We start from the raw sequence: 24,819 nt of genomic DNA, 5'->3' as shown, positions 1-24,819 counted from the left end.
GTCCGGAGGAGGCGTGGCGGTTTATTCACAAAGCGCGACTGAGGGGGGCCTGACGGACACATCTGGCGGCGATTCGTTGCCTGCGAACTGCGACGAAAAAGTGGGAGAGCGGGGGCATCATGGCGGGGTGGGGTGAGCGGTTTTTAAGGTGTTGATGCCTAGCTGTATGGGGCTGAGCTCGTCGGGAGCGCGGGCGGACTGACGTCGGAGATGTGTGAAAGAGCCACCCGGCCGAAGCGCGGATGAGGAAGGGTGCGGAGTAACGTGAATCGAAAATCGGGTTTCAAGAGCAACTTTCCGACAAGTTATTCACAGGGGATTTGCTCATAACTTTCCCGATTTTTTTGTTGCCAGAAATGTGGCCGTGCCGGGGCTGGCTTTTCCCCTCTGAGTGTAGGGCCGGGCAACTTACACGTGTCACGAATCGGTGACGGGCGGGTGGCAAAGAGGTGGCGGGTGACAAGCTTGAAAACGGGTCTCAGCGGGAATTTTTCCGCGAGAGCGGGCGGGCGAGTCGGGCGGATGTGTGCGCGGATGCTGGAATCAGGCGGAGTGGGCAGGGGAGGGATCGGCCCACTTGCCGTGCTCTTTGATGAGGTCGATGAGGCGCTGGTCGGCCTCGGCTTGGGGGATGTTGTACTTCACGCAGGTTTTGCCGACGTAGAGATTGATTTTGCCGGGGGCGCCGCCGACGTAGCCGAAGTCGGCGTCAGCCATTTCGCCGGGGCCGTTTACGATGCAGCCCATGATGGCGAGCTTCACGCCTTTGAGGTGACCGGTGAGCGAGCGGATGCGCTGCGTGGTAGTCTGGAGATCGAAGAGTGTGCGGCCGCAGCTGGGGCAGGAGACGAACTCGGTCTTGGAGATGCGGGCGCCGGCACCTTGGAGGACGTTGTAGGCGAGCTTGGTGGCGCGGGTGGCATCGGGCTCAGTCTCGATGCTGACGAGGTCGCCGAGTCCGTCGCAGAGGAGCGAACCAGTGAGGATGGCCGATTCGAGGAGACGGCTGAGGAAAGTGTTGTCGCCGCAGATGGCGGTGGCGGTGGTGTTGCGTATCCAGATCGGGGATCGCGAGCCGAGACGGCGGAGGGCTTCGGCGAGCTGGCGGTAGGAGCCCACGGCGTGACCGGAGGCGGAGGTTTCGGCAGTGGCAGGGATTGAGCTGAGAGTGAAGAGGAGGCGGTCGTCACCGAGGGGCTGGAGCGTGTCGCCGAGAGCTGTGATGTCGGCGGGATCGATTTCGCAGGCGAGGAAGGCGGAGCGGGCGCGGGCGAAGTCGGCCCAGGTTTTGAGCGCGACGGAATCGGCGGCGGAGAATTTGCGGAGGAGGACGAGACCTCGCGCGGGCGATGCGGGCAGGTGTTTTTCGAGATCGGCGGGAGCGATGTCGGGCGCAAGCGCGAGGACGAAGAACGCGGGGGTCGCGGAGCTGGCGTTGATCGCAGGAGCAGCTGCAGCGAGTTCGGTGGGGGATGCGATCTCGACCAGAATGCCCTCGGCGGGCGTGTCGATGAGGCGGGGCGAGGAGAGCTGCGCGATAGTTTCGCCGAGGGCGGCCACTGACGGAGAGCGGACGATGACGCGGGGTGGTTGTTCGAGGCCGACGAGGCAGTTTGGGCTAAGGGCGAGTGAAGCGGTGGTGCGGCGGGTGAAGTGGAAGGGATCGATTGAGTCGCGCTGGGTATCGGAGGTCGGCGCAGGGATGGCAGGCGATGTGGGTTGCCAGAGGCTCATCGCTTTGGTGGCGAGGGCTTGGGCGACGGGAATTTCGTAGACGCTGTCTTCGGTGAGGGATACGCGGATGGTATCGCCCAGGCCGTCGAGGAGGAGGCTGCCGATGCCGATGGCGCTCTTGATGCGGCCGTCTTCGCCGTCGCCGGCTTCGGTGACGCCGAGGTGCAGCGGGTAATGCATGTTTTCCTGCGCCATGCGTTGCACGAGCAGGCGGTAGGCCTCGATCATCACTTTCGGATTTGAGGATTTCATCGAAAGCACGATCTGCTTGTACGAGTGCGACTCGGCGATGCGGAGAAATTCGAGGGCGCTCTCCACCATGCCGAGCGGGGTGTCGCCGTAGCGGTTCATGATGCGGTCGCTGAGCGAGCCGTGGTTGGTGCCGATGCGGAGGGCGCGGCCGAGGGTTTTGGCGCGTTTAACGAGCGGTGTGAACGAGTCGTGGAGGCGCTGGAGTTCGACGTCGTAGTCGGAATCCGAGTACTCACGGACGGCGAATTTCTTTTTGTCGGCGTAATTGCCGGGATTCACGCGGACTTTTTCCACGTGCTCGACGGCTTCCATCGCGGCGTTGGGGAGAAAGTGGATGTCGGCGACGAGCGGGATGTGGCCGAAACCGGCGGCGGTAAATTGTTCGCGGATGGGTTTAAGGCACTGCGCGGCGAGAACGTTGGGCGCGGTGATGCGGATGATTTCGCAACCGACTTCGGCGAGGGCGATCGACTGTTTAACGGTGGCGGCGATGTCTTGCGTGTCGCTCGTGGTCATCGATTGCACGCGTACGGGATGCGTGCCGCCGACGCCGACGCCGCCGATCATGACTTCATGCGCGGCGCGGCGGATGGTGTGGAAGCGGGAGGTGCAGTAGGACATTTGAGGGCCGGGAGGGACGGTCGATGCGGAAGGAGAATGACCAATGAACAGTGACCAATGAACAGTGACCAATGACCAGTGGCGGAGGCTGGCGTGAGGCGGCGATTATGGTTTTGCGGGTGCGGGCTCGGCTGGGGCGGTGGGTGCCGGTTTTGCAGGAGGTTCTGGGTCGCGGGAGTCGCTGATCCAGCGGCGGACGTCGAAGGTCGTCACGTAGAGAATCATGCTGATCAGAACGAGGAAGAATGCGGTGGTCATCTTGGCCATGAACTCGGCCGGGAGCGCGCGGCCGCGGAGGCGGGCGATGGTGGCGAAGAGGATGTGGCCGCCGTCGAGGACGGGGATCGGCAGGAGGTTCATGAGGGCGAGGTTCACGTTCACGAGGATCGTGAACCAGAGCAGGAGGCGCCAATCGATCTGGGCCATTTGGTGGAAACCGCGGCCGATGCCGACGGGGCCGTTCATTTTCGAGATGCCGACATCGGAGTGGCGGTTGGTGAGGGCTCCGACGGTGCGCCACATCTGGACGAAGTGTTCGCCGATCATGCGGAAGGGGGCGTCTTTGATGAGGACGCGTTGATCGGCCCAGCGGATGCCCATGCGCCAGAGGGATTGTTCCTGGGCGTTTTCACCTTCGCCGGCTTTGATGGTTTCGAGGCGCGGGGTGACTTGGATCGTGGTGGTGGTGGCGCCGCGTTTCACGCCGAGCGTGATGGGTTGGTCGCGGTTGGCCTGCACGAGTTCGTGAATGTGGCCGATGCTGTAAACGGGAATACCGTTGAAGCTCGTCACGGTGTCGCCGGGTTGAAGGCCGGCTGCGGCGGCGGGGGATGCGGGCAAGACATCGGTGATGGAAAGGTCGTCGGCGGGGGCGATGCCGAGGGTGCGCATTTTATCCACGTCGCCGATCAGCAGCGGGTGGGTGACGAGGGTGAGTTCCTGGCCGTCGCGCTGGACGATGAGGGTGGCTTCGGGATTTCCTGCGGCATCGCGGCCGCTGCCGAGGACGACGGATTGGGGGACATCGCGCCAGCGTTCGGTGCGGTGGTCGTCGATCTGGAGAATGAGGTCGCCGGCTTTGAGTCCGGCGACGGCGGCGGGCGAGGGGACGTCTTTGCCGTCGAGGTTGACGGTGGTGGCGACGTAGCCGACGCGGGTGGAGAGATCGCTTTTGGTGACGGGATAGCCGGTGACCCAGATGATGCAGGCGAGGATGAGGGCGAATAGAATGTTGAATACAGCGCCGGCGACGAGGACTTCGACTTTGGCGGAATAGGGGATGGAGGCTTTTTCTGCTTCGGAGACTTCAGAGGTGCCTTCGAGCTGGCGGAGGTCGGCGAGCTGAGGGAGGGCGACGTAGCCGCCGAGGGGAATCCAGGAGAGGCGGTATTCGACGCCGTCTTTACCCGTCCAGGAATAGATGGGCGGGCCGAAGCCGATGGAGAAGCGTTCGACTTTCAGGCCGCGGCGGCGTGCGGCGAGGAAGTGGCCGAGTTCGTGGACGAAGATCGAGCCGCCGAAGAAGATGACGACGAGCACGAGCGACCAGGCGTTGGAGAAGAGGGATTGGAAATCCATGAAGGCGGGCGGAAGGTGAATTAGGCGCTGAAAGATTTATGACGCTTCAAAGCGCGCTCGGAGTGCGCGCTCCACCTAGGAGGTCGGTGGCGGTGCGGCGGGCGGTGGCGTCGAGGGCGAGGACGGTGTCGAGGTCGGCGGGATCGGTGTTGGGCATTTTCGACAGAGTTTCCTCCACGATGCGGGGAATCGCAAGGAACGGGATTTTCTCTTCGAGGAAGGCGGCAACGGCGACTTCGTTGGCGGCGTTGTAGATGGCGGGGGCGATGCCGCCGGCGCGCATGGTCTGCTTCGCGAGGGCGAGCATCGGGAAACGGGTTTCGTCGATCGGGCGGAATTCGAGGGAGAAGAGTTTTTTGAGATCGAGCGGGCGGTCCACGCCGGGAGCGCGGTGCGGGTGCAGCAGCGCGTGCTGGATGGGAAACGTCATCGAGGGCGGGCAGAGCTGGGCGAGCATGGCGCCGTCGGCGAATTCGACGAGGCAGTGGACGATGCTTTGCGGGTGGATGACGGCGTCGCACTGGTCGGCGCGGAGGCCGAAGAGTTGCTGGGCTTCGATGAGTTCGAGGCCTTTGTTGGCGAGGGTGGCGGAGTCGACGGTGATCTTGGGGCCCATCGACCAGTTGGGATGTTTCAACGCGTCGGCGGGCGTAACGTGAGAAAGTTTTTCGGCGGGCCAGTCGCGGAAGGCGCCGCCGGAAGCGGTCAGAATGATGCGGGAAACACCGGCGGCCGGATGGCCTTCGACGCATTGGAAGACGGCATTGTGTTCGCTGTCCACGGGGAAGAGTTTGACGCCGCGTTTTTTGGCGGCGGCCATGACGAACTTGCCGGCGAGGACGAGGATTTCCTTGGAGGCGAGGGCGAGTGTTTTGCCGGCTTCGATGGCGGCGAGGGCGGGCTGGAGGCCGGTGGTGCCGACGACGGCGACGAGGACGGTATCCGCTTCGGGGAGACGGGAGAGTTCGGTCAGGCCGGAGAGGCCGCCAACGAGTTTGGTGCCGGGGGCGAAGGCGCCGGAGGATTTCGCGGAGAGATAGGCGTCGTTGTCGAAGAGGCCGACGTGGGGGACGCGGAACTCGGCGGCGATGGCGGCGAGTTTTTGCCAGTTGGAGCGGGCGGCGATGGCGACGAGTTCGAGTTTGTCGGGGTGGGCGGCGATGACGCGAAGCGTGTTTTCGCCGATGGAGCCGGTGGCGCCGAGGAGGACGACGCGGGTGCGAGGAGAAGCGGGAACGGGCATCGATGAGGAAAGAGGGCGGTTTCTCCCAGAGGAAAAGTGTGCGCGCAATGCCTGAAAACGCGCCGGGCATCGGCGATCCGAAGACGGTAGGCTCACGCAAAGCCGCCAAGGCGCAAAGGGACGGAGGTGAGTGGACTCTTTCTTTGCGCCTTGGCGGCTTTGCGTGAGAAAGGGTTGTCCCGAAGAGTTCGAAAGCGCGCTCGGTGTGCGGGCTGCACCCTTAGAGGAGGTGGAAGACGATGTAGCCGACGGGGGCGGTGAGGATGAGGCTGTCGGAGAGGTCGAAGACGCCGCCGATGCCGGGGATGGTGTTGCCGGAGTCTTTGGAGCTGGCGCGGCGTTTGATGGTGGATTCGACGAGGTCGGAGACGATGGCGAGAATGGCGATAGGGACGGCGGCGAGTGCGGCGATGAGCGGCGTGAAGGTGGCTGGATAATACTGCGCGGCGAAGTGGGCGATGCCCGCGCCTAGTCCGGCGGAGATGAGGACGCCACCGATGGCGCCTTCCCAGGTTTTCTTGGGGCTGATGACGGGGGCCATCTTGTGTTTGCCGAAGGCCATGCCGGAGAGGAGCGCGCCGACGTCGCAGAACTTGGATACGGCGATGAGCCAGAGGCAGAGGGCGAGGCCGGTGGCGGCGTGCGGTCCGGCGATGAGGATGATGCGCACGAGGAAGTGCAGCAGAAAGGGAATGTAGATCACGCCGAAGACGGACCAGGCGAGGGACTCGACGCGGATTTCGGCGGGGCGGTCGTGGAGGATGCGGACGGCAAACGCGACGACGGTGAGCGCGGCGATTTCCAACGCGCCGATGCCGAGCGGTTCGAGGTAAAGTGGGGCGAGGGTGATCATCGCGCCGAAGATGATGCCGTAGTCGAAGGGGTGGTGGCCCATCTTGCGGACGAGGGCGTAGAATTCCCGGAGGGTAAACGCAGCGATCAAGGTGATGAGCCAGATGCCGCCGGTGGCGCCGAAGAAATAAAGGCAGGCGAAGACGAGGGCCCAGAGCGTGATGGTGCTGAAGATGCGTTTTCCCATGATGGTTAGTTAAATCTCAAACGCCAAAGGGCCAAATTCCAAAGAAGTTCCAAGGGCCAAGTACCCAGTTCCAAGGGTCGGCAAGTTGAGCGGGAGGAGTGATGGTTGTTGGGGTTTGGAGGTTTGGCGTTTGCGATTTTCAGGCCCGCTTTGCGGGGCTGAGTTGTTCGCTGGTCTGGCCGAAGCGGCGTTCGCGTTTCGAAAAGACATCCACGGCGGAGGCGAGTTCGGCTTTGGTGAAGTCGGGCCAGAGTACAGGGGTGAAAACGAATTCGGCGTAGGCGCTTTGGAGGAGCAGAAAATTGCTGACGCGAGTTTCGCCGGACGTGCGGATGACGAGATCGGGATCGGGGATGTGCACGCCGGTGTAGAGGTAGCGGCTGAAGGTTTCCCAGGAGTTGTCGTTGAGTTTTTCCTTTCCGGCGGCGACGGCGGCGGCGTAGGCGCGGGCGGCGTCGATGACTTCGGTGCGGGAGCCGTAGTTGAGCGCGAGGACGAGGGTGTGCTCCGTGAAGGCGGCGGTGGCGGCGATGGCAGCGTCGAGTTGTTTGCGGACGACTTCGGGCAAGTCCTGCGTGCGGCCGATGGTGAGCAGGCGGACGCGATTTTTGACGAGGGTCTTGGTTTCGCGTTTCAGGAAATACTCGAGGAGGCTCATCAATGCGCCGACTTCGTCCTGAGGGCGTTTCCAGTTTTCGACGGAGAATGCGTAGAGGGTGAGATAGCGGATGCCGAGTTCGCGGGTGGCGTCGATGATGGTGCGGACGGTTTCGACGCCGCGGCGGTGTCCCTCGATGCGGGGGAGGCCGCGTTGTTTGGCCCAGCGGCCGTTGCCGTCCATGATGATCGCGACGTGTTGCGGGATCGTGGTCGGTGAGGAGGGCGCGGGACGGGCGGAAGACATTGCGAAAAGTGGGCGGGATTTAGGAAGTCGGGCGGACGGAAAGCGAGGGCGATTTGACGCGGGGCGCCGGGAGGTTTGGGTGGCGGGATGAGCACTCCACTGACGGCGAAGGAAATCCAGGATGCGTTGGGCGAATTGCAGGGATGGGCGAGGGATGGCGATGCGCTGGCGAAGACGTACGTGTTTGGGTCGTTTCGCGAGGCGTTCGGGTTTATGACGCGGGTGGCGTTCGAGGCGGAAGCGCTGAACCATCATCCGGAGTGGACGAATGTGTACAACCGGGTGGTCGTGCGGCTGAGCACGCACGACGCGGGCGGGAAGGTGACGGCGAAGGATGTGGCGCTGGCGAAGCGGATGGAGCGGATCGGCGGGGTGAAATGAGCTCCGAAACGTATCGAGATTGGCGAAGCGGGGTGAGCGCACCCCGCCTACTTCACCGGGCGCGCACGGCGTGCGGCCCCTACCTCACAAGTCGCGGAAGAATTCAAAGAGGGCGTCGCCGGAGCCGGGGAGGCCCTCGTGGCCGAAGTCCGGATACACGATCATGCGCTTCTTCGATTTGATTTTGTTGTAGGCGGCGAACTGCGTCGATGGCGGGCAGATGGTGTCCATCAGGCCGGTGAGCATGAGAACCTCGGCTTTGATGCGGGGGGCGAGGTGCTGGCAGTCGATGTAGCCGAGTTTTTCGAAGACGTTCTTTTCGTTTTCGTGCCGTGGATCGAAGGAACGGAAGTAGTTTCGGAGCTCTTGGTAGGCGTCCTTGGCCTGGTCCATTTCCCAGACGCGCTGGTAGTCGCAGAGGAAGGGGAAGATCGAGGCGGCGCGTTTGATGCGGGGTTCGAGGGCGGCGCAGGCGAGGGTGAGGGCACCGCCTTGGGAGGCGCCCATGGCGCCGACGCGGGTGGCGTCGATCTCGGGGAGGCTCATGACGACGCGGGCGAGGAGTGCGGTATCGAGAAAGATGGCACGGAAGAGAAGTTTCTTCGCGTCGGGGTCGTCGAGGCCGCGGATGATCTGGCCCTGGAGGGTGTTGCCTTTAACGCCGCCAACGTCCTCGGACTGGCCGCCCTGGCCGCGGACATCTAGGGCGGCGACGCAGAAGCCCTCGTGGACGAAGTTGAGTTTGTCGGCCCAGTCGCCGCTGTTGCCGGAGTAGCCGTGGAATTGGAGGAGGGCGGGGTGAGTCTCGGAGGCGTTGGCGGCGGATTTGGGACGGAGGTATTTGGCGTGGATGCGGGCGCCGCCGACGCCGGTGAACCAGAGGTCGAAGCACTCAGCGTGGGCGGGCTTGATGGTTTTGTTGGGGATGAGCGTGATCTGCGGATCGAGGGCATCGAGCTCGGCGAGGGACTCACGCCAGTAGGCGTCGAAGTTGGTGGGGCGCGGGTTGAGGCCGCGGTATTTTTTGAGTTCGGCGAGGGGCTTGTCGATGAGAGGCATGGAAGCAGGAGGAAAGACGTGGAGAGTTTTAACCGCAATGGACGCGAATGGACGCGAATGAAAAGAGGAAAATGGAGGCGAGGTGCGGGTGAAGTTGAAAGAGCTGGCGGCGGGCATGTTTTCGGCTGAACGCTGCGGGCATGAAAATCGCGTTTGTCAGCGGCACGAGCATTGTGAAGTCGGAGCTTTTTTCTTCGTGGGAAACGAAGACGGTGGAGACGGTTTATGGGGCGGTGCAGGTGAAGACGCGCGGCGAGCATGTGCTCATCAACCGTCATGGTTACGGGGTGCCGAAGCCGCCTCATGCGATCAACTACCGGGCGAATATCCGGGCGCTGGCGGATCTGGGGTTTATCGATGTGGTGTCGGTCAACTCGGTGGGATCGTTGAAGGCGGAGCTGCCGCCGGGGACGCTCGTTTCGTGCGCGGACTATGTGGGGCTTCAGCAGGGGCCGCAGACGTTTTTCGACGACGAGCTGAAGGGCGGCGCTCCGGGGATAGATAACAATTTGATCCCGATGTTAGTGGGGAAGCTGGTGCCAGAGTTTTCGATTCAGACGGGCAAAGTTTATGTGCAGATGCGCGGGCCGAGATTTGAGACGAAGCGGGAAGTGCAGATCATCAAAGACTGGGGCGATGTCGTGGGGATGACGGCGGCGCATGAAGCGGATTTATGCCGGGAGATCGGGCTGCGGTATAACTCGCTCGCGATGGTGGATAATTACGCGAACGGGCTGATGGGCGGGGACGTGGACTTCGCGAAATTTCACGAGCTGGTGAAAAATAATCAGGCGACGGTGAACCGGTTGTTTATGCGGTTGCTGGAGATTTTTTCGGAGTGAGGGGGCGGAGATTTTAATCTGGAACTCTGGAAGGCTGGAAAAGGCAGGCGGAAGAGTTGCGGAGAGTTTTTGGGGGTCTCTGGGTGTCTGGATTTAACAGCGCTTCGGGTTGGCGTTTCCTGAGTTCATGAGTTCCAGATTAGATTCTTCTTATTTTATGAAAACCATCGGAGTTATTGGGCTGGGGATTATTGGCGGAGTTTGGGCGAAGAATTATGAGGCGGCGGGGGTGCTTGCCGGTGTTTGGAATCGGACGGCGCAGCCGGAGTTTCCGAAGTGGAAACGCGAGGCGCGCGAGGTGGCGTCGGCGGCGGATGTGGTGCAGATCGTTGTCGCTGATCCACCGGCGGTGCAGTCGGTGCTCGATGCGATCCTGCCCGCGCTCGGGCCGGGGAAGATCGTGGTGCAATCGAGCACGATCGACGGGGAGAGCAGCGATGGGTTTTTGAAGCAGGTGACGGCGAAGGGGGCGCGTTATCTCGAGGCGCCGTTTACCGGGAGCAAGCCGGCGGCGGAGCAGAAGAAGACGATTTTCTTCCTCGGTGGAGACGCGGCGCTGGTGGCGGAGCTGGAGCCGTTGCTGGCGCTCGTATCCGAAACGCGGTTTCACATCGGGACGCACCGGCAGGCGACGGCGATCAAGCTGGCGATGAATCTGAACATCGCGGTGCAGATGCAGGGGCTGGGCGAGGCGCTGACGTTTGCGCGGCGGGCGGGCGTGAGCGACGAGACATTTTTCACGGTCATCAAGAAGAACGTGAGCAACTCAGGGCTGGTGGCGCTGAAGGAGCCGAAGCTGCGGGCGGAGGATTTTTCGCCGCAGTTTTCGGTGAAGCATATGCTCAAGGATATGCGGCTGGCGTCGCGGACGACGGGTTGCGAGGAGATGCCGATGCTCGATACGATCCGCGGGTGTCTGCACGCGACGGCGCAGGCGGGCTATGCGGATGAGGATTTCTCGGCGTTGATCCGGCTGCTGGGGCCGCAGGAACGCTGACTGAGGCGCGCGTTTGTGGCGCGGACGTGAAGGCGGGTTCCCACTACTGCTGCAAGTCGGCGAGGGCTTTGTCCAAGGACTGGATCTGGATGGGTTTAACGAGGTGGACGAGGAAGCCGGCGGACTGGCTTTGGGCGATGTCCTCCTCCATGCCGTATCCGCTGAGAGCGATGCCGCGGATGTCGTAGCGCTCTTTCATCTCGCGCATGAGGTCGAAGCCGGTGCCGTCGGGGAGGCCGATGTCGGAGATGAGCAGGTCGAAGCCGCGGGTGGCGGCGAGGGCGCGGGCTTCGGCGAGGCTGCCGGATGCGGAGACTTCGAAGTGTCGCCGGCGGAGCAGGGCTTCGAGGGTTTTGCGAGTGGGCTCGTGGTCTTCGACGAGCAGGACGCGGCGATTGCGGGGCGAACTTATCAGCGGAGGCGTGGTGCCGGTGGATGTATGGGCGGAGCCGTTACCGGAGTCTGCGGTGGTTGAGAGCAGCGGAAGTTCGACGGTGAAGGTGGCTCCCTGGTCGCGGCCGGGGCTGCTGATGCTGAGGGTGCCGTCGTGATGTTCGACGAGACTGCGTGAGATGGTGAGGCCGAGGCCGAGGCCACCGAAGCGGTGGGAGCGACCGCCGATGGCGTGATCGCCCTGGGAAAACGCATCGAACACTCGGCTGATTTCATCGGCAGAGAGGCCGATGCCGGTGTCGGTGATGGCGACGGTGATGGCGTCGTCCTTCGCGGTGTAGCGTGTGACGACGGTGATCGTGCCGGCTTCGGGGGTGAACTTCACTGCGTTCTTGAGGATGTTCCAGAAGACCTGCTGCAGGCGAACATCGTCGGCCGCGACGTGACGACGGAGGGTGGCGAGATCGAGTTTGAGGGAGAGCTTTTTTTGTTCGATGTCCGGACGGACGGTGGCGATGGCGTCTTCGAGCAGTGTGTGGACGTCGCGGGGTTTGAGAGTGAGCGCGAGTTTGCCGCGCATGATGCGGGTGAGATCGAGGAGGTCGTCGATGAGGCGGGCCTCCAGCTCGACGTTTTTGCGGATGGTGCCGAAGAGGATGCGGGCCTCATCGGGAAAGGCGGTGTTGCCGGCGGCTTCGCTGGCGATGAGGAGCACGGGGCTGAGAGGAGTGCGCAGTTCGTGAGAGAGCGCGGCGAGAAAATCGTCTTTGGCGCGGCCGGCGCGCTCGGCTTCGTCGCGTGCCTGGCGGAGGGCGGCGGTGCGGACTTCGACGCGGGCTTCCAAGGCGTCGTTGGTCTCGCGCAGCGCGTATTCGGCTTTCTGGCGCTGGAGGATTTCGAGGCCGAGGGCGTCGTTGGTTTTTTGAAGCGCGGTGGTCTTGCGAAACAGATCGACGAATACAGCGACTTTGGAGCGAAGGACTTTTGGGTTGGCGGGTTTGGTGAGATAATCCACCGCGCCGACGTTGTAGCCCTCGATCATGCGCTGCTCGTCTTGATAGAAGGCGGTGAGGAAGATGATGGGGATGTGCTGGGTTTTTTCCCGTTGCTTGATGAGGTGCGCGAGCTCGATCCCGCTCATGCCGGGCATCTGGATGTCGAGGACGATGACGGCGAACTCTTCGTTCAAAAGCGCGAGCAAAGTCTCCTGCGCGTTGGCGGCCCGCACGAGGCGGTACTCATCGGATTCCAGCACGCCTTCGAGGACATCCAGGTTTCGAGGCTCGTCATCGACGAGCAGGATGTTGGTGCGCTGATTCACGAATTGATTGGATGAGATGGCTGACCGCACAGGATGCGGTGATGAGAAAGATAAAGTGTGAGAAAGGGGAACTGCGTGGCTGGCGAAAAGGTTAATCTCCGGGTTTTTCCCGTGCAAATTGCCCGTCCATCATCCTTGCATTGATTAGGTTCGGAAGGTTCACCAACAAGTTGGCGTGCTTTCAAAACGACTACTCATCGGTCATCGCATCGCTCTTGGTTTTAGCGTCCCCCTCGCGGCGCTGATCATCATCGGTTTTTTCAGTCTGAAGAATCTTGAGGAGATGCAGCGGGAGGCGCGGCTGGTCACACACACGGTTGAAGTGATCGGGGAGCTGCGGTCGTTTACCACGGGCGTCTCACGTCTGGAGTCGGTAGGAAGAGGATACGCGATCTCCGGGGAGGAGGAGCTCAAGGCGGACTTTGAATCTTATCGGCATTCCACGGCGGAGTCGGTCGGTACTTTGCGCAGGTTGACGGCGGATAATCCGTTGCAGGTGGCGCGTCTCGATCAGCTGCAGGCAGCGGTGGCGTTGCGCGCGCAGCTTTCTTTCGGTTTGATCACAGCGCGCGATCAAGGTGGGGCTACGGTCGCGCAAATGGCCGATCTGGTGCGGCGCGGGCAGGACTCGTCTGAAAAGATATGGGCGCTGTCCGGCGAGATGGAGCGCGAGGAGACGAGCCTTCTCCTGCAGCGGCAGGAAGCGGCGGCGGCGGCGGGGAAGTTCACCCGTAATTTCGTGGTGTATGGATCGGCGCTGGCGCTGGTCGTGGTCGCTTTGGGCGGGATGATTTTGAACGGCAGCATCACGCGGCCGCTGGAAAAATTGCGGGTGAGCGCGGTGCGGATCGGCGATGGAGACTACGCTCATCGCGTCTCTATTCCTAATGCGGATGAGGTCGGGCATGTGGCGCATGTGTTTAACGCGATGGCCGCGCAGGTGGAGCAGCGGCAGGCGGCGCTGGCCGGGCAGGACTGGCTGAAGACGGGGCTCGCGAAGCTGGCCATGCTTTTTCAGAAGCAGCGCGATCCGCTGGAAATCGCACGTCTGGTGCTCAACGAAATCGCCGTGCAGCTGGATGTGCCGCAAGCGGCACTGTATCGCGTGGCCGGGGAGGGCGGCGTGGAATCGCTGCGGCTGGCGGCTGGTTTCGCGACAGATAACCCGCCGCTGGAATTCAAGAGCGGGCAGGGCCTGGTCGGCCAGTGCCATCAGGAGGGGCGGCGTATCCTGATCACGGGCACACCGCCGGACTATCTGCGGATCGGCTCGGCCCTGGGCGGCTCGAAGCCGGCGGTGGTGCTGGTGGAGCCGGTGGTGTTCGAGGGACAGGTGAAGGCGGTGCTGGAGCTGGCGTCGTTCAAGGCGTTCACGCCTTTGCAGCTGGAGTTTGTGCGTCAGCTTGCCGCGAACCTCGGCGTCGTGCTGCAGGCGGTCGAGTCCATGCTGAGGACAGAGGAACTGCTTCGCCGTTCGCAGGAGCTGGCGGTGCAGCTGGAGGCGCAGAAACATGTGCTGGCGGACAAGAACACCGAGCTGGAAGCGCAGGCGGACCGTTTGCGGAAATCGGAGCTGTTGCTGCAGGAGCAACAGGTGGAACTCACGCAGACCAATGAGGAGTTGGAGCAATCGAATGAGGAGTTGCAGCAGTCGAACGAAGAGATGGAGGAAAAATCCAATCTGCTCGCGACTCAGAAGCGGGATCTGGAGCACTCCAACCGCGCCATCGAGAAGGCGCGATTAGAGCTGCAGGAGCAGGCGCGGCAGCTGGCGACGACCTCGAAGTACAAATCGGACTTCCTCGCGACGATGTCGCACGAGCTGCGCACGCCGTTGAACAGTCTGCTCATCCTGGCGCGTCTGCTTGCGGAGAATCGTGAAACGAATCTGACAGCGAAGCAGGTGCAGTTTGCGCAGACGATCGAGTCGTCGGGCGCGGATCTGCTGGAGATGATCAACCAGATCCTCGATCTGGCGAAGATCGAGTCGGGCACGGTCGAGTTGCAGCTGGATGATGTTTCGCCGGTGGATTTGCAGCGCTCGATGGAGCAGCAATTCCGGCATGTCGCGGAGACCAAGCAGCTGGGCTTCACGGTGAGTGTGGCGGAGGGATTGCCGGCAGCGGTCCACACGGACGTGCGCCGTCTGCATCAGGTTTTGAAGAATCTGCTTTCGAACGCGTTTAAGTTTACGGAGCGCGGTTCGGTGAGCGTGGAGATCCGCCCGGTCACGCAAGGCTGGCGGCGGAAGTCGGCGTCGCTGGAGGGCGCGGCGGCGGTGGTGGCGATTGCGGTGAGCGACACGGGTATCGGCATCGCGAAGGACAAGCAGCAGATCGTGTTCGAGTCGTTTCAGCAGGCGGATGCGGGGACGTCGCGGAGGTTTGGCGGCACAGGTCTCGGACTGTCGATCAGCCGGGAAATCGCGCTGATGCTTGGCGGTGTGTTGCAGCTGGAGAGCGAGGAGGGCAAGGGCAGCACGTTTACTTTGTTTCTGCCCGCGCGCATCGACGCGGAGCTGGCGCGGAGCTCGGCGGTGGATAGCCGGATGGCCGTTCCTGCCCGCAGTGAGTTGCCTGTCAGTGAAGCGCCCGCAGCACTCGCGCAGTCTTTGGAATTGGCGGACATGCCGGCCGGCTGGGATGAGCCGGGCGTGGACGATGATCGCGATAACATCGTGCCGGAGGATCGCGTGATTCTGATCATCGAAGACGATACGCGGTTCTCGGCCATCCTGGTGGATTTTGCGCGCGAGAAGCGGTTCAAGGCGCTCGTGGCCCGGAGTGCGCGGCACGGGATGGCGATGGCGCAGCGTTTCCAGCCGGTCGCGATCACGCTCGATCTGCGACTCATCGACGAAGATGGCTGGCTGGTGCTGGACCGTTTGAAGCATGACGAACGCACGCGGCATATCCCGGTACACGTGATCTCGGTCGAGCCGGCGCGTGGGCGCGGGTTGCGGCTGGGGGCGGTTTCTTATCTGCAAAAGCCGGTGAGCAAGGAGGCGATCACGGAGATCCTTCAGCAGACGGTGGATTTCATCGAACGTCCGGTAAAGAGCCTGCTCGTGGTCGAGGATGACATGGTGCAGCGCGACACGATCCGGGAGTTGATCGGTAACGGCGATGTGCATACGACGACAGTCGGCAGCGCGGCCGAGGCGCTCGAGGCGCTCGCGAAGGAGAAGTTCGACTGCATCGTCATGGATTTGATGCTGCCCGATAAGCCAGGTGTGCAGCTGATCCGGGAGATCAACACGCGGCTCGGGCTGCAGGCGCCGCCGGTCATCGTGTACACGGGCAAGGACCTATCGCCCGCGGAAGAGACGGAGCTGAGGTCGCTGTCGGAATCTATCATCGTGAAGGATGCGCGCTCGCCGGAGCGGCTGCTCGATGAGACGGCGCTTTTCCTGCATCGCGTGCAGTCGCGGCTGCCGGAATCGAAGCGCCGGATGCTGGAGCAAGTGCGCAAGCAGGACGCGTTGCTCACGGGGCGTCGTGTGCTGGTGGTGGACGACGATGTGCGGAATATTTTCGCGCTGACGGCGCGGCTGGAGGCTTACGGGATGATTGTGACGTTTGCCGAGAGCGGCAAAGCGGCGATCGATCAGTTGCAGGCCGATCCGGTGTGCGACGTGGTGTTGATGGATGTGATGATGCCGGAGATGGACGGTTACGAAGCGATCCGGCGGTTGCGCGCGGACAGCCGTTTCGCGCGGCTGCCGATCATCTCCGTCACGGCCAAGGCGATGAAGGGTGATCGCGAACGGTGCATCGAAGCGGGTGCGTCGGACTACATCACGAAGCCGGTCGATACCGAAAAACTTATCTCGCTTCTGCGTGTCTGGCTGTACCGGTGACAATCCCGGGCAAAGATTTTCCAGCTGATCAGGCGCAAGCAAAAGCGCCCGGGCTCGCCGTGCCGGGGGATGAGGAAAAGGAGTTCGACGATCTGCGGCTGCTGCTCGATACGGTGCATCAGCGGTCGGGACTGGATTTTCGCGAGTACGCCTTTTCGTCGCTGCGGCGGCGGGTGGCCCGCGCGGTGAGGGAGACGGGGACCGAGAACGTATCCGGACTTCACCTGCGGCTGAAGAGCGACGGGCAGGCGCTGGATTATCTGATCCGCCAGCTGACGGTGCATACGACGGCGATGTTTCGTGACCCGGGTTTTTTCCGCGTGTTGCGGGAGCAAGTGGTGCCGGTGTTGAAGACCTATCCATTTGTCCGCTTGTGGGTGGCGGGTTGCTCGACGGGCGAGGAGGTTTATTCGCTGTCCATTTTGCTGCATGAAGAAGGCATCGCCGAGCGTTGCCGGATCTACGCGACAGATCTGAGCGAGAACGTGCTGGAGCGGGCGCGGGCGGGCGTTTTCCCGCTGGCGGCGATGCAGGAATACTCGCGCAATTATCAACTCGCGGGCGGACGAGTGCCATTTTCGGACTACTTCACGGCGGACACCGAGTCGGTGATTTTTCGCCGACACCTGAGGGACAACGTGGTTTTTGGGACGCACAATCTGGTCTCGGATGCGTCGTTCAACGAGTTCCACCTGATTCTTTGCCGCAATGTGATGATCTATTTCCAGCGGGAATTGCAGGAGAGGGTCCACGCACTTTTTCATGATAGCCTGGTCACGTTTGGATTTCTCGGGCTTGGGCGAAGTGAGGCGGTGCGGTTCACGGCGTACCGGGATTGTTACGACACCATCGATGCGAAAGAGCGCGTCTTCCGTAAAATCAAATGATCGTCATCGGTGGTTCGCTCGGTGGAAGCAGGGCGCTGCGGGAAATCTTGCTGCGGTTGCCGGAGGACTTTTCGCTGCCAATCGCGGTGGTGCTGCATCGGCATCGCGATGGGGATGAACTGCTGCGCGATTACATCCAGCGGGATTGCGCGCTGCCAATCGTGGATGTGGAGGATAAAATTCCGGTGGAGGCTGGCCGGGTTTTTCTGTGTCCGCCGGATTATCATCTGATGCTGGAGGACGGATGTTTTTCGTTGTCCACGGATGAGCTGGTGAATTTTGCGCGGCCCTCGATCGATGCGCTGTTTGAGTCGGCGGCGGAGTGGAGCGGGCGCGCGGCCATCGCGGTGGTTTTGACGGGTGGAGGATTTGACGGAGCGGCCGGGGCGAAGCGGATTCAGGAGCGAGGCGGGATCGTCATCGTGCAAGATCCCAAGACGGCCGAAGGGCTTTGGATGCCGACGGCGGCGCTCAATGCGACCAAGACGCGGCATGTGAAGTCGCTGGAGGGAATCGCCACGGCGTTGATCCGGCTGGCGGCGAGACGGCGGCGGATGTCGTGAGTGGCGCTTCGGGAAATTCCCCGTAGCGCGTCTCAGGGGAATAGGTGTGAAGCTTGAGACGGGAATGCGGGTCCATCGGGCGAATGAACTCCATTCGTACTCCAAGGTGGTTGATCCGTGTCTGCGTGGTAAGCGCGCTTATGCTCTCGGGCGCCAGTGTGGTGAAGGCGTCGAGTCCGGAGCTGCTCAGAGAGGCGTTCAAAAACTGGAGCGAGGGGAAGGACGATCTGTCGTTTGTGCAGCGGACGCGTTATCTGAATGACGACGGCTCTTTGAAGGAGGAACGCGTGGAGCGGTACGATCCCTCGCTGCCGGACAAGCAGCGGTGGGCGTTGCTGGAGGTGAATGGCAAGCGCCCGACACCGGCGGAGATCGAGCGCATTCAGGATCGCCGTAACAAGAAGCCACGTAAGAAAGCCAACAAGGCGCTGGAGGAGTATTTCGATTTAGAAAACGCGAAGGTGGTGGAGACGGAGAAGGAGAGCGTGCGCTATGATGTGGCGGTGAAACCTGAGGCGGCGCGATTGATCTCGGTGGATAAGTTGAGTGTCGGGATTTCCATCCGGAAGGACACGAAGACGATTGATCGCATCACCGCTGGGTTGAGTGAGCCGCTGCGCATCGCGCTCGGAGTGGCCAAGGTGACGGATCTCGATCTGGATCTGCGTTTCGATGCGGACGACGATCACGCCGAGAAGAAAACGCCGGCTGAGGCCGCCAGTGAGGCTGATGGGACGGCGCGCGTGGTGATGTCGAAACTCGGCAATCGCGCGGAGTACACGTGGGGTGAGTTCAAGCGGGTCTCGCGGTATCAGGGAGGCGGGAAATCCAGCTCGGTGGGCGGGCAACCTGGCGCGGCGGTTGCGGCGGCGAAGACCGATAAATAGCCGGACGATAACTGAATTCAGAAATTCAGAGAAAGCCGCAGGCGCGGAAGCTGTAGTGGCCGATGCCGGCGGGGTCGTTGAGCTGTCGGCCCATGATGACGTGGTCGATGAACTCGATGTCCACGGTCTTGGCGGCTTCGCGGAGCTGGCGAGTCACGCGCATATCCTGGGCGCTGGGTTGCGGGTCTCCGCTGGGGTGATTGTGGACGCAGGCGATGGCGACGGCGGATTCGCGGATGGCTTCGCGGAAAATTTCGCGCGGATGGGCGAGGCTGGCGGTGGCGATGCCGGAGGTGACCTCGACGCGTTTGATGAGGCGGCCTTTGCGGTTGAGGCAGAGCACCCAGACTTTTTCGATTTCGAGGCCGAGAGTGAGCGGGGCCATGTAGGCGGCGATGAGTTCGGGGCGGTCGAGGAGCGGGGCTTCGCCGGATTGTTGGAGGAGGATGCGGCGGGCGATCTCGGTGACGGTGAGGAGCTGGAGGGCTTTGACGCGGCCGATGCCTTTGAGACGGCAAAAATCGGCTTCTCGCCAGGTGATGAGTTGGGCAAGTGAGCCGGCGTCGGCGAGGAGATGGGTGGAGACGCTGAGGACGTCGTGGCCGCGCGTGCCGCTGCGCAGGAGCATGGCGAGAAGTTCGGTGTCGCTGAGGGCGGCGGGGCCGAGGCGCTGGAGGCGTTCTTGCGGGCGTTCGGAGGCGGCCATCTCGCGGAGGAGGCTGGAGGCGGGGGTGTCGGACATGGGGCTGGAGCCTGGCGCGAGCGCGGGGCGGACCTCCCGCCTGTCGATCCCGCCAAGGATGTGTGCGCATGAATGCCGCGTGAGCGGGCATGGCGCTAGAATAAAAAACGCGGTCCGTTTTCGGGACCGCGTTTGGAAACACGAAAAAGAGGATGGCGCGTGAGGCGGCTCAGTAGTGTTTCACGTAGCCGTTGCGGCGGAGGCGTTCGAGCCAGCGTTCCTGGCTGGTGCGGGCCATCTGCTGGACGAGGATGCGCTCAATCTGGTCGCGGACTTCGTCGATGGGCTGGGTGCCGGCGTATTTGCGGTCTTCGACGAACATGAGGAAGACGCCTTCGGGCATGACGATGGGCTCGGTGACTTCGGCTTTGGCCAGTTTGAAGAGGGGCTCGCTGAGTTCGGGTTTGAGGTCGGAGCGTTTTTGCCAGCCCCAGTCGCCGCCTTTGGAGCGGCGTGTGTCCTGACTGACTTCTTTGGCGACGTCTTCGAATTTTTCGCCGGCTTTGACGCGGGCGATGACGGCATCGGCTTTGGCGCGGAGATCGGCGTCGGTGGCTCCGTCGGTGCGGCTGAATTGAATGAGGCGGAGGTGGACGCTGTCTTCCTGGTAGAACTTATCTTTGTTCTCGTTGTAGAAGGTTTCGACCTTCACGGGGCTGATGATGCTCTGGCTCTTGCGCTGCTGCTGGCGCATGTAGCCCTCGACGATGTCTTGTTCGATGTCGCGGCGGAAATCGCGGATGGTTTTTCCCTGGCGGCGGAGTTCGGCGAGGAATTTAGAGCGGTCGTTGTCGTACTGCGTGATGAGGATTTCGGAGAGCTGGTTATCGATGTAGCTCGTGGGGATGGTGCGCTTGGGCTCGCCGTCTTTTTCCTTATAAAATTCTTTAATTACCAGAACCTTATCGATCTCGGTCTGGATGATGTCGTCCTGGAGGGCTTCGAGTTTTTCGTTGAACTCCTTTTCGTTGCGGGCCTCGCGCTGCATTTGGGCGAGGTAGGGCTGAATCTTGCGACGGACGTCATCGACGGTGATGGCTTTCTCTTCGACGACGGCGACGATGCCGTTGGCGAAACGCAGGTCCATGCCATCGGAGGAGGCGGACGTGGGGGCGGGTTCCTGGGCGAAAACGTTGAAAGGGGCGAGGGCCAGCGCGAGGGGGAGGAGGGCGCGGGGGGAGAAACTGCGGGCAAACGTCATGGAGCGGGCTGGTTAATTAAAAAACTGAGAATTTCGCGCAAACGTAGGAGGGGCTTGGGGGCGGTCAACCTTGGAAACCGGGCGCCGACCATGAGGAAGTCGTCGCGGCGTCCGCTGTTGCGCAGGCACTTCAAACGGGTGGACTCTGTTTCGACGGAGAGGATGTTTTTTTGTTCCGCCAGAATGCGGATCTCGGTGATGAGGAGCAGGGCTTTCACCTCGTCGCCGAATTTGCCGAAGCGGTCGCGAAGATCGGAGTCGATTTCCTTCAAGCGGGCGGGGCTGTCGGCGAGGGCGAGGCGGCGGTAGAAGTCGATGCGGAGGCGGGTCTCGGCGATGTAGGCGGAAGGGATGCGCGCCTGGATTTTGGGGATTTCGACGATGCCGCTGGCGTCGTCTTCGGCGGCTTTGATGGCGGCGTAGGACGAGCTCGAGGAGGCGGATGATGGCGTGCCGATGGCGGTTCCGGCGCCTTCGCCGATGAAGACGAAGTCGAGCTTCACGTTGGCGCGGATGTTGGCGGCGGATTTTTCGCCTTTGAGGCGGGCGACGGACTGGCGGAGGAGCTGGCAGTAGAGTTCGAAGCCGACGCCGACGATGTGGCCGCTTTGTTCGGAGCCGAGGAGGTTGCCGGCGCCGCGGAGTTCGAGGTCGCGCATGGCGATGCGGAAGCCGGCGCCGAGCTGGTTGTGCGTGCGAAGCGCGCTGAGGCGCTCGCGGGCAATCTCCAGCAAACGCGTGTGGCGGTGAAGGAGGAGATAGGCGTAGGCCTGGTGTTTGAAGCGGCCGACGCGGCCGCGGAGCTGATACAGCTGGGAAAGGCCGAAGCGGTCAGCGCCTTCGATGATGATCGTGTTGCAGTTGGGGATATCGAGGCCGCTCTCGATGATCGTGGTGCAGACGAGCACGTCGTAGGTGCCGGCGACGAACTCGGTCATGTGGAGTTCGAGTTCTTTCTCGTCCATCTGGCCGTGGCCGACGCCGATGCGGAGATCGGGGAGGAGTTCGCGTAGGCGGGCGGCAACGAGGTCGATCGTCTGGACGCGGTTGTGTAGATAGAACACCTGCCCACCGCGGCGGCGTTCGTGGCGGATGGCATCGACGACGACTTTTTCGTCGTAGGTTTTGACGATGGTCTGCACGGGGTGGCGGTTGGTCGGCGCGGTCTCGATGACGCTCATATCGCGCGCGCCGGTGAGTGCCATGTAGAGCGTGCGTGGAATCGGAGTGGCGCTCATCGAGAGGACGTCCACGGAGGCGCGCATTTTTTTGAAGGCTTCTTTGTGTTTCACGCCGAAGCGTTGCTCTTCGTCGATGATGACGAGGCCGAGGTCTTTGAATTTCACATCGGCCTGGAAGACGCGGTGCGTGCCGACGAGAATGTCCACCTGGCCAGCGGTGGTGGCGGCGAGAATTTTGGCCTGCTCGGCGCGGGTGCGAAAACGGGAAACCATTTCCACGGCGATCGGATAGCCGGCCATGCGCTCGCGAAACGTGTTCATGTGCTGCTGGGCGAGCACAGTGGTGGGGACGAGGACGGCGACCTGGCGACCGCCTTGAACGGCTTTGAAGGCGGCGCGGATGGCGACCTCGGTTTTGCCGAAGCCGACGTCGCCGCAGATGAGGCGGTCCATCGGGCGGGCGCGTTCGAGGTCGGCCTTGGTTTCGTCGATGGCGCGGAGTTGGTCGCGGGTTTCGGTGTAGGGGAACGAGGCCTCGAATTCTTTCTGCCAGGTGTTGTCGGGCGGGAAAGCGAAACCGGGCTGGGCCTCGCGGGCGGCCTGGATGCGGAGGAGCTCGGCGGCGAGGTCGATGGTGGAAACTTCGGCGGCTTTGCGGGCTTTTTCCCAGCGGTTGGAACCGATGCGGCCGAGTTGGGGGCGGGTCTTGCTGAGGCCGACGTAACGGGAAATCAAATGCGACTCCTGGAGCGGCACGTGGAGCGTGACGTGGTCATCGAATTCGAGGGAGATGACTTCGCGGAGACCGCCGGCGGCTTCGACTTTGGTGAGGCCGCGGTAGAGCGCGATGCCGTGCTGGAGGTGGACGACAAAATCGCCTTCGACGAGTTCGGAGAAGTCGAGGAGCTGGTCGATCTGGGCGCGGGTGGCGATGGCGCGTTTGGTGCCGCCCGCGCGGCGAGTGCGCTGGCGGCCGAAGAGTTCGGTCTCGGTGACGAGGATCTGGCCGCTGCGGGAATTTTCGCCACGACGCGTGATGCGGAAGCCTTCGTTGAGGGTGCCGCGGAGGAAGCGGGGCTTGAGATTTTTGAAGGCGGTGTCTTCGGCGAGAATTTCGCGGACGCGTTGCTCTTCGCCTTCTTTGGAGACGACGAAGTCGATGGCGTAGCCGTCTTTTTTCCAGGCGACGAGTTTGCGGAGGAAGTCGGCGCGGGCGTCTTCTTCGGCGACAAGGCGGTCCTGGGCGACGAGGGCATCGTCGGGGTAGCTGCGGTGGTGGACGAGGCTGTCGGTATCGAGGGTGACGTCGATATCGGGCGTTTCGAAGAGCGCGGAGGTTTCGTCGAGGTCGCTGAGGCCGAAGGCGGCGGCGCATTTGGCGAGGATGGCAGGGAGCGCGGGCGTATTTTCGGTGGAGATGTTTTCGCGGGCGAGGGCGCTGAAGGTTTCGTCGAGGCGGGCGGGTTCGACGAAGAGGAGATGCGTTTGCGGCGAGAGATAATCGGCGAGGCCGGTTTTGGAGGGATCGAGGCGGACGCGCGGGGTGGCGGAGAGGGTGATGGAGGCGACGGATTCGCCGGAGCGTTGGGTGACGGGATCGAAGGCACGGATGTCTTCGATGTCGTCGCCGAAGAAATCGAGTCGGTAAGGTTGGGTGGCGGTTACTGGATACAGGTCGATGATGCCGCCGCGGATGGCGTAATGGCCGGGGGCTTCACAGACGGCTTCGGAGTCGTAGTCGAGCTCGCGAAGCTTTTCGAGGAGAGCCTGGAAGGGCTGGGACTGGCCTTTGGTGATGGTGAATTCCTTGGTGGCGAATTGTTCGAGGGCGGGGACGGACTGGAGCAGGGCGGCGGGCGTGGAGACGAGGACGAGTTGAGTGGTGCGGGTCGAGCCGGAGGTGTTGCGGAGGGCGCGGAGTTTGGAGAGGGCGGCGAGGCGGTCGGAGGAGGCGGTGAAGGCTTCGCGCATATCGCGCGTATCGGGCATGGACTCGGGGAAGATGAGGACGTCGAGCGAGCGTTTCGATGACGCGGGCGCGGAGGCGGCGTGGAAGAAGGCGATGTCCTCGGCGAGTTGCTCGGCGGTTTTGAGTTCGTCGGCGATGACCAGCCAGACGGGCGCGGGCTGAGTGCGCGTGAGTTCCTCGATGACGGCGCCGCGGGCGGGCGGGCAGACGCCGGTGAGTTTATGGCGCGGTGTGGTGGCGGTGGGCATCGACGAGGACAGAGGACGAAGCGAAACGGAAATCGCGGAGGCGCGGAAGTGCGGAATCGCGGAGAACCGGATACGGTTTCCACCCGGGCGCGAGCTAGGCGGGTTAATTTTTCGCGGCCTGGAGCGTGACGAGGGCTACGCGGGCGGCTTCTTCTTCGGCGGATTTTTTCGAGGTGCCGCGGCCGGTGCCGATGAGCTCGCCATTGAGGGAGGCGGTGGCCTCGAATTCGCGGGCGTGTTCTTCGCCGGAAATTTTGATGATCTGGTAGCGCAGGGCGTTGTTGCCGTGTTCGCCCTGGACGAGTTCCTGGAGGCGGCCTTTGGGGTTTTCGTCGGGGCGACGAGACGCGAGGCGGTCGGAGAGGGAGCCGATGAGGTGGAAGATGACGCGGCGGGCGGTGACGAGATCGCTGTCGCGGAAGATGGCGCCGATGACTGCTTCGATAGCGTCTTCGAGGGCGGAATCACGGGTGCGGCCGCCAGTCTGTTCTTCGCTGGAGCCGACGCGAAGGCAGTCGGTGAGGTCGATCTCGCGGGCGAGGTCGCTGAGGAATTTGCCCTTGGTGAGTGCGGAGCGGCTTTTGCTGAGCGCGCCTTCGCGGTCAGTTGGAAAGAGGTCGAAGAGGGCTTCGGTGAGGACGAACTGGAGCACGGCGTCGCCGAGGAATTCGAGGCGTTGGTTGCTCTCGGGGACCTCGGGGTGTTCCTGCAAGTAGGAGGGGTGGGTGACGGCGCATTCCAAGAGAGCGGCGTCGCGAAATGTGTAGTCGAGGCGGCGTTGGAGGGCTGCGAGTGCTTGGTTTTCGGAGGCGGGCACGGGTGGAGAAATCTCAAACGCCAAAAGGCCAAAGGCTCAAAGAAACTACAAACTTCAAAATGCGGCGGAGATCGCGGCGTAAAGCCGCTCCTACAGTTTCG

Annotated in this window: 18 protein-coding genes; 7 read left to right on the top strand and 11 right to left on the bottom strand. The window is 62.6% G+C overall.

What is annotated here, in order from left to right; all coding sequences use genetic code 11:
- Positions 1–543: 543 nt before the first annotated feature.
- The 5 genes from ispG to CMV30_RS19145 form a co-directional block, all read right to left on the bottom strand.
- Complete coding sequence (ispG, locus tag CMV30_RS19165; RefSeq protein ID WP_096057524.1) at positions 544–2,607, bottom strand: (E)-4-hydroxy-3-methylbut-2-enyl-diphosphate synthase; 2,064 nt, start codon at positions 2,605–2,607, stop codon at positions 544–546.
- A 105-nt stretch (positions 2,608–2,712) separates the two neighbouring features.
- Entirely contained in the window at positions 2,713–4,185 is a 1,473-nt protein-coding gene (gene rseP / locus CMV30_RS19160; RefSeq protein ID WP_096057523.1) for an RIP metalloprotease RseP, read from the bottom strand.
- A 46-nt stretch (positions 4,186–4,231) separates the two neighbouring features.
- Entirely contained in the window at positions 4,232–5,428 is a 1,197-nt protein-coding gene (dxr, locus tag CMV30_RS19155) for a 1-deoxy-D-xylulose-5-phosphate reductoisomerase (protein ID WP_096057522.1), read from the bottom strand.
- A 220-nt stretch (positions 5,429–5,648) separates the two neighbouring features.
- Positions 5,649–6,467 (bottom strand): phosphatidate cytidylyltransferase, encoded by an 819-nt coding sequence (locus tag CMV30_RS19150; protein ID WP_096057521.1) that lies wholly within the window; start codon positions 6,465–6,467, stop codon positions 5,649–5,651.
- Positions 6,468–6,606: 139 nt separating this feature from the next.
- Positions 6,607–7,371, bottom strand: coding sequence for an undecaprenyl pyrophosphate synthase (locus CMV30_RS19145; protein ID WP_096057520.1), 765 nt, complete (start codon positions 7,369–7,371; stop codon positions 6,607–6,609).
- Positions 7,372–7,458: 87 nt separating this feature from the next.
- Here CMV30_RS19145 and CMV30_RS19140 point away from each other — a divergent pair, with 87 nt between their 5' ends.
- On the top strand, positions 7,459–7,752 hold the full coding sequence (locus CMV30_RS19140) for a 4a-hydroxytetrahydrobiopterin dehydratase (RefSeq protein ID WP_096057519.1): 294 nt from the start codon (positions 7,459–7,461) through the stop codon (positions 7,750–7,752).
- Between the two features lie 84 nt (positions 7,753–7,836).
- On the opposite strand, the gene CMV30_RS19135 is transcribed toward CMV30_RS19140, so the two are convergent.
- Positions 7,837–8,811 carry an acetylxylan esterase gene (locus CMV30_RS19135; protein WP_096057875.1) on the bottom strand — a complete coding sequence of 325 codons (975 nt, stop codon included), beginning with the start codon at positions 8,809–8,811 and terminating at the stop codon, positions 7,837–7,839.
- Between the two features lie 140 nt (positions 8,812–8,951).
- Here CMV30_RS19135 and CMV30_RS19130 point away from each other — a divergent pair, with 140 nt between their 5' ends.
- Positions 8,952–9,653 carry an MTAP family purine nucleoside phosphorylase gene (locus CMV30_RS19130; RefSeq protein WP_096057518.1) on the top strand — a complete coding sequence of 234 codons (702 nt, stop codon included), beginning with the start codon at positions 8,952–8,954 and terminating at the stop codon, positions 9,651–9,653.
- Between the two features lie 157 nt (positions 9,654–9,810).
- Positions 9,811–10,650 carry an NAD(P)-dependent oxidoreductase gene (locus CMV30_RS19125; RefSeq protein ID WP_096057517.1) on the top strand — a complete coding sequence of 280 codons (840 nt, stop codon included), beginning with the start codon at positions 9,811–9,813 and terminating at the stop codon, positions 10,648–10,650.
- A gap of 43 nt (positions 10,651–10,693) precedes the next feature.
- Here CMV30_RS19125 and CMV30_RS19120 read toward each other — a convergent pair whose 3' ends face one another.
- Positions 10,694–12,364, bottom strand: a complete 1,671-nt coding sequence (locus tag CMV30_RS19120) for a hybrid sensor histidine kinase/response regulator (RefSeq protein WP_175414976.1) — start codon at positions 12,362–12,364, stop codon at positions 10,694–10,696.
- A 175-nt stretch (positions 12,365–12,539) separates the two neighbouring features.
- Between CMV30_RS19120 and CMV30_RS19115 the strand changes: the two genes are divergently transcribed.
- From CMV30_RS19115 to CMV30_RS19100, 4 genes are all read left to right on the top strand, one after another.
- Positions 12,540–16,223: a response regulator gene (locus CMV30_RS19115; protein WP_096057515.1), complete on the top strand. Its 3,684-nt coding sequence runs from the start codon at positions 12,540–12,542 to the stop codon at positions 16,221–16,223.
- Positions 16,220–17,110 (top strand): CheR family methyltransferase, encoded by an 891-nt coding sequence (locus CMV30_RS19110; protein WP_217494431.1) that lies wholly within the window; start codon positions 16,220–16,222, stop codon positions 17,108–17,110. The genes CMV30_RS19115 and CMV30_RS19110 overlap by 4 nt, the downstream gene beginning before the upstream one ends.
- On the top strand, positions 17,107–17,673 hold the full coding sequence (locus CMV30_RS19105) for a chemotaxis protein CheB (protein WP_096057514.1): 567 nt from the start codon (positions 17,107–17,109) through the stop codon (positions 17,671–17,673). Before CMV30_RS19110 ends, CMV30_RS19105 begins: the two co-directional genes overlap by 4 nt.
- Positions 17,674–17,813: 140 nt before the next feature.
- A complete protein-coding gene (locus CMV30_RS19100; RefSeq protein WP_138223400.1) occupies positions 17,814–18,560 on the top strand; it encodes a hypothetical protein in 747 nt (248 codons plus the stop codon).
- 25 nt (positions 18,561–18,585) lie between these two features.
- Here CMV30_RS19100 and radC read toward each other — a convergent pair whose 3' ends face one another.
- From radC to rnc, 4 genes are all read right to left on the bottom strand, one after another.
- A complete protein-coding gene (radC, locus tag CMV30_RS19095; protein ID WP_096057512.1) occupies positions 18,586–19,302 on the bottom strand; it encodes a RadC family protein in 717 nt (238 codons plus the stop codon).
- Positions 19,303–19,471: 169 nt separating this feature from the next.
- Positions 19,472–20,503, bottom strand: coding sequence for a peptidylprolyl isomerase (locus CMV30_RS19090; RefSeq protein WP_096057511.1), 1,032 nt, complete (start codon positions 20,501–20,503; stop codon positions 19,472–19,474).
- Complete coding sequence (gene mfd / locus CMV30_RS19085; protein WP_096057510.1) at positions 20,500–23,901, bottom strand: transcription-repair coupling factor; 3,402 nt, start codon at positions 23,899–23,901, stop codon at positions 20,500–20,502. Before mfd ends, CMV30_RS19090 begins: the two co-directional genes overlap by 4 nt.
- 103 nt (positions 23,902–24,004) lie before the next feature.
- Entirely contained in the window at positions 24,005–24,718 is a 714-nt protein-coding gene (rnc, locus tag CMV30_RS19080; protein ID WP_245844345.1) for a ribonuclease III, read from the bottom strand.
- Positions 24,719–24,819: the final 101 nt, after the last annotated feature.

It is taken from the genome of Nibricoccus aquaticus, from assembly GCF_002310495.1.
In the GTDB taxonomy this organism is placed as follows: Bacteria; Verrucomicrobiota; Verrucomicrobiia; order Opitutales; family Opitutaceae; genus Nibricoccus; species Nibricoccus aquaticus.
This window is presented reverse-complemented; position numbering and strand designations above follow the sequence as displayed.

Bases quoted from the DNA above. Each gene is read 5' to 3' on its own strand.
- CMV30_RS19140 (WP_096057519.1), top strand. From the start codon at position 7,459: ATGAGCACTCCACTGACGGCGAAGGAAATCCAGGATGCGTTGGGCGAA.
- ispG (WP_096057524.1), bottom strand. From the start codon at position 2,607: ATGTCCTACTGCACCTCCCGCTTCCACACCATCCGCCGCGCCGCGCAT.
- CMV30_RS19090 (WP_096057511.1), bottom strand. From the start codon at position 20,503: ATGACGTTTGCCCGCAGTTTCTCCCCCCGCGCCCTCCTCCCCCTCGCG.
- mfd (WP_096057510.1), bottom strand. From the start codon at position 23,901: ATGCCCACCGCCACCACACCGCGCCATAAACTCACCGGCGTCTGCCCG.
- CMV30_RS19135 (WP_096057875.1), bottom strand. From the start codon at position 8,811: ATGCCTCTCATCGACAAGCCCCTCGCCGAACTCAAAAAATACCGCGGC.
- CMV30_RS19150 (WP_096057521.1), bottom strand. From the start codon at position 6,467: ATGGGAAAACGCATCTTCAGCACCATCACGCTCTGGGCCCTCGTCTTC.
- rseP (WP_096057523.1), bottom strand. From the start codon at position 4,185: ATGGATTTCCAATCCCTCTTCTCCAACGCCTGGTCGCTCGTGCTCGTC.
- dxr (WP_096057522.1), bottom strand. From the start codon at position 5,428: ATGCCCGTTCCCGCTTCTCCTCGCACCCGCGTCGTCCTCCTCGGCGCC.
- CMV30_RS19100 (WP_138223400.1), top strand. From the start codon at position 17,814: ATGCTCTCGGGCGCCAGTGTGGTGAAGGCGTCGAGTCCGGAGCTGCTC.
- CMV30_RS19145 (WP_096057520.1), bottom strand. From the start codon at position 7,371: ATGTCTTCCGCCCGTCCCGCGCCCTCCTCACCGACCACGATCCCGCAA.
- CMV30_RS19125 (WP_096057517.1), top strand. From the start codon at position 9,811: ATGAAAACCATCGGAGTTATTGGGCTGGGGATTATTGGCGGAGTTTGG.
- CMV30_RS19105 (WP_096057514.1), top strand. From the start codon at position 17,107: ATGATCGTCATCGGTGGTTCGCTCGGTGGAAGCAGGGCGCTGCGGGAA.
- radC (WP_096057512.1), bottom strand. From the start codon at position 19,302: ATGTCCGACACCCCCGCCTCCAGCCTCCTCCGCGAGATGGCCGCCTCC.
- CMV30_RS19130 (WP_096057518.1), top strand. From the start codon at position 8,952: ATGAAAATCGCGTTTGTCAGCGGCACGAGCATTGTGAAGTCGGAGCTT.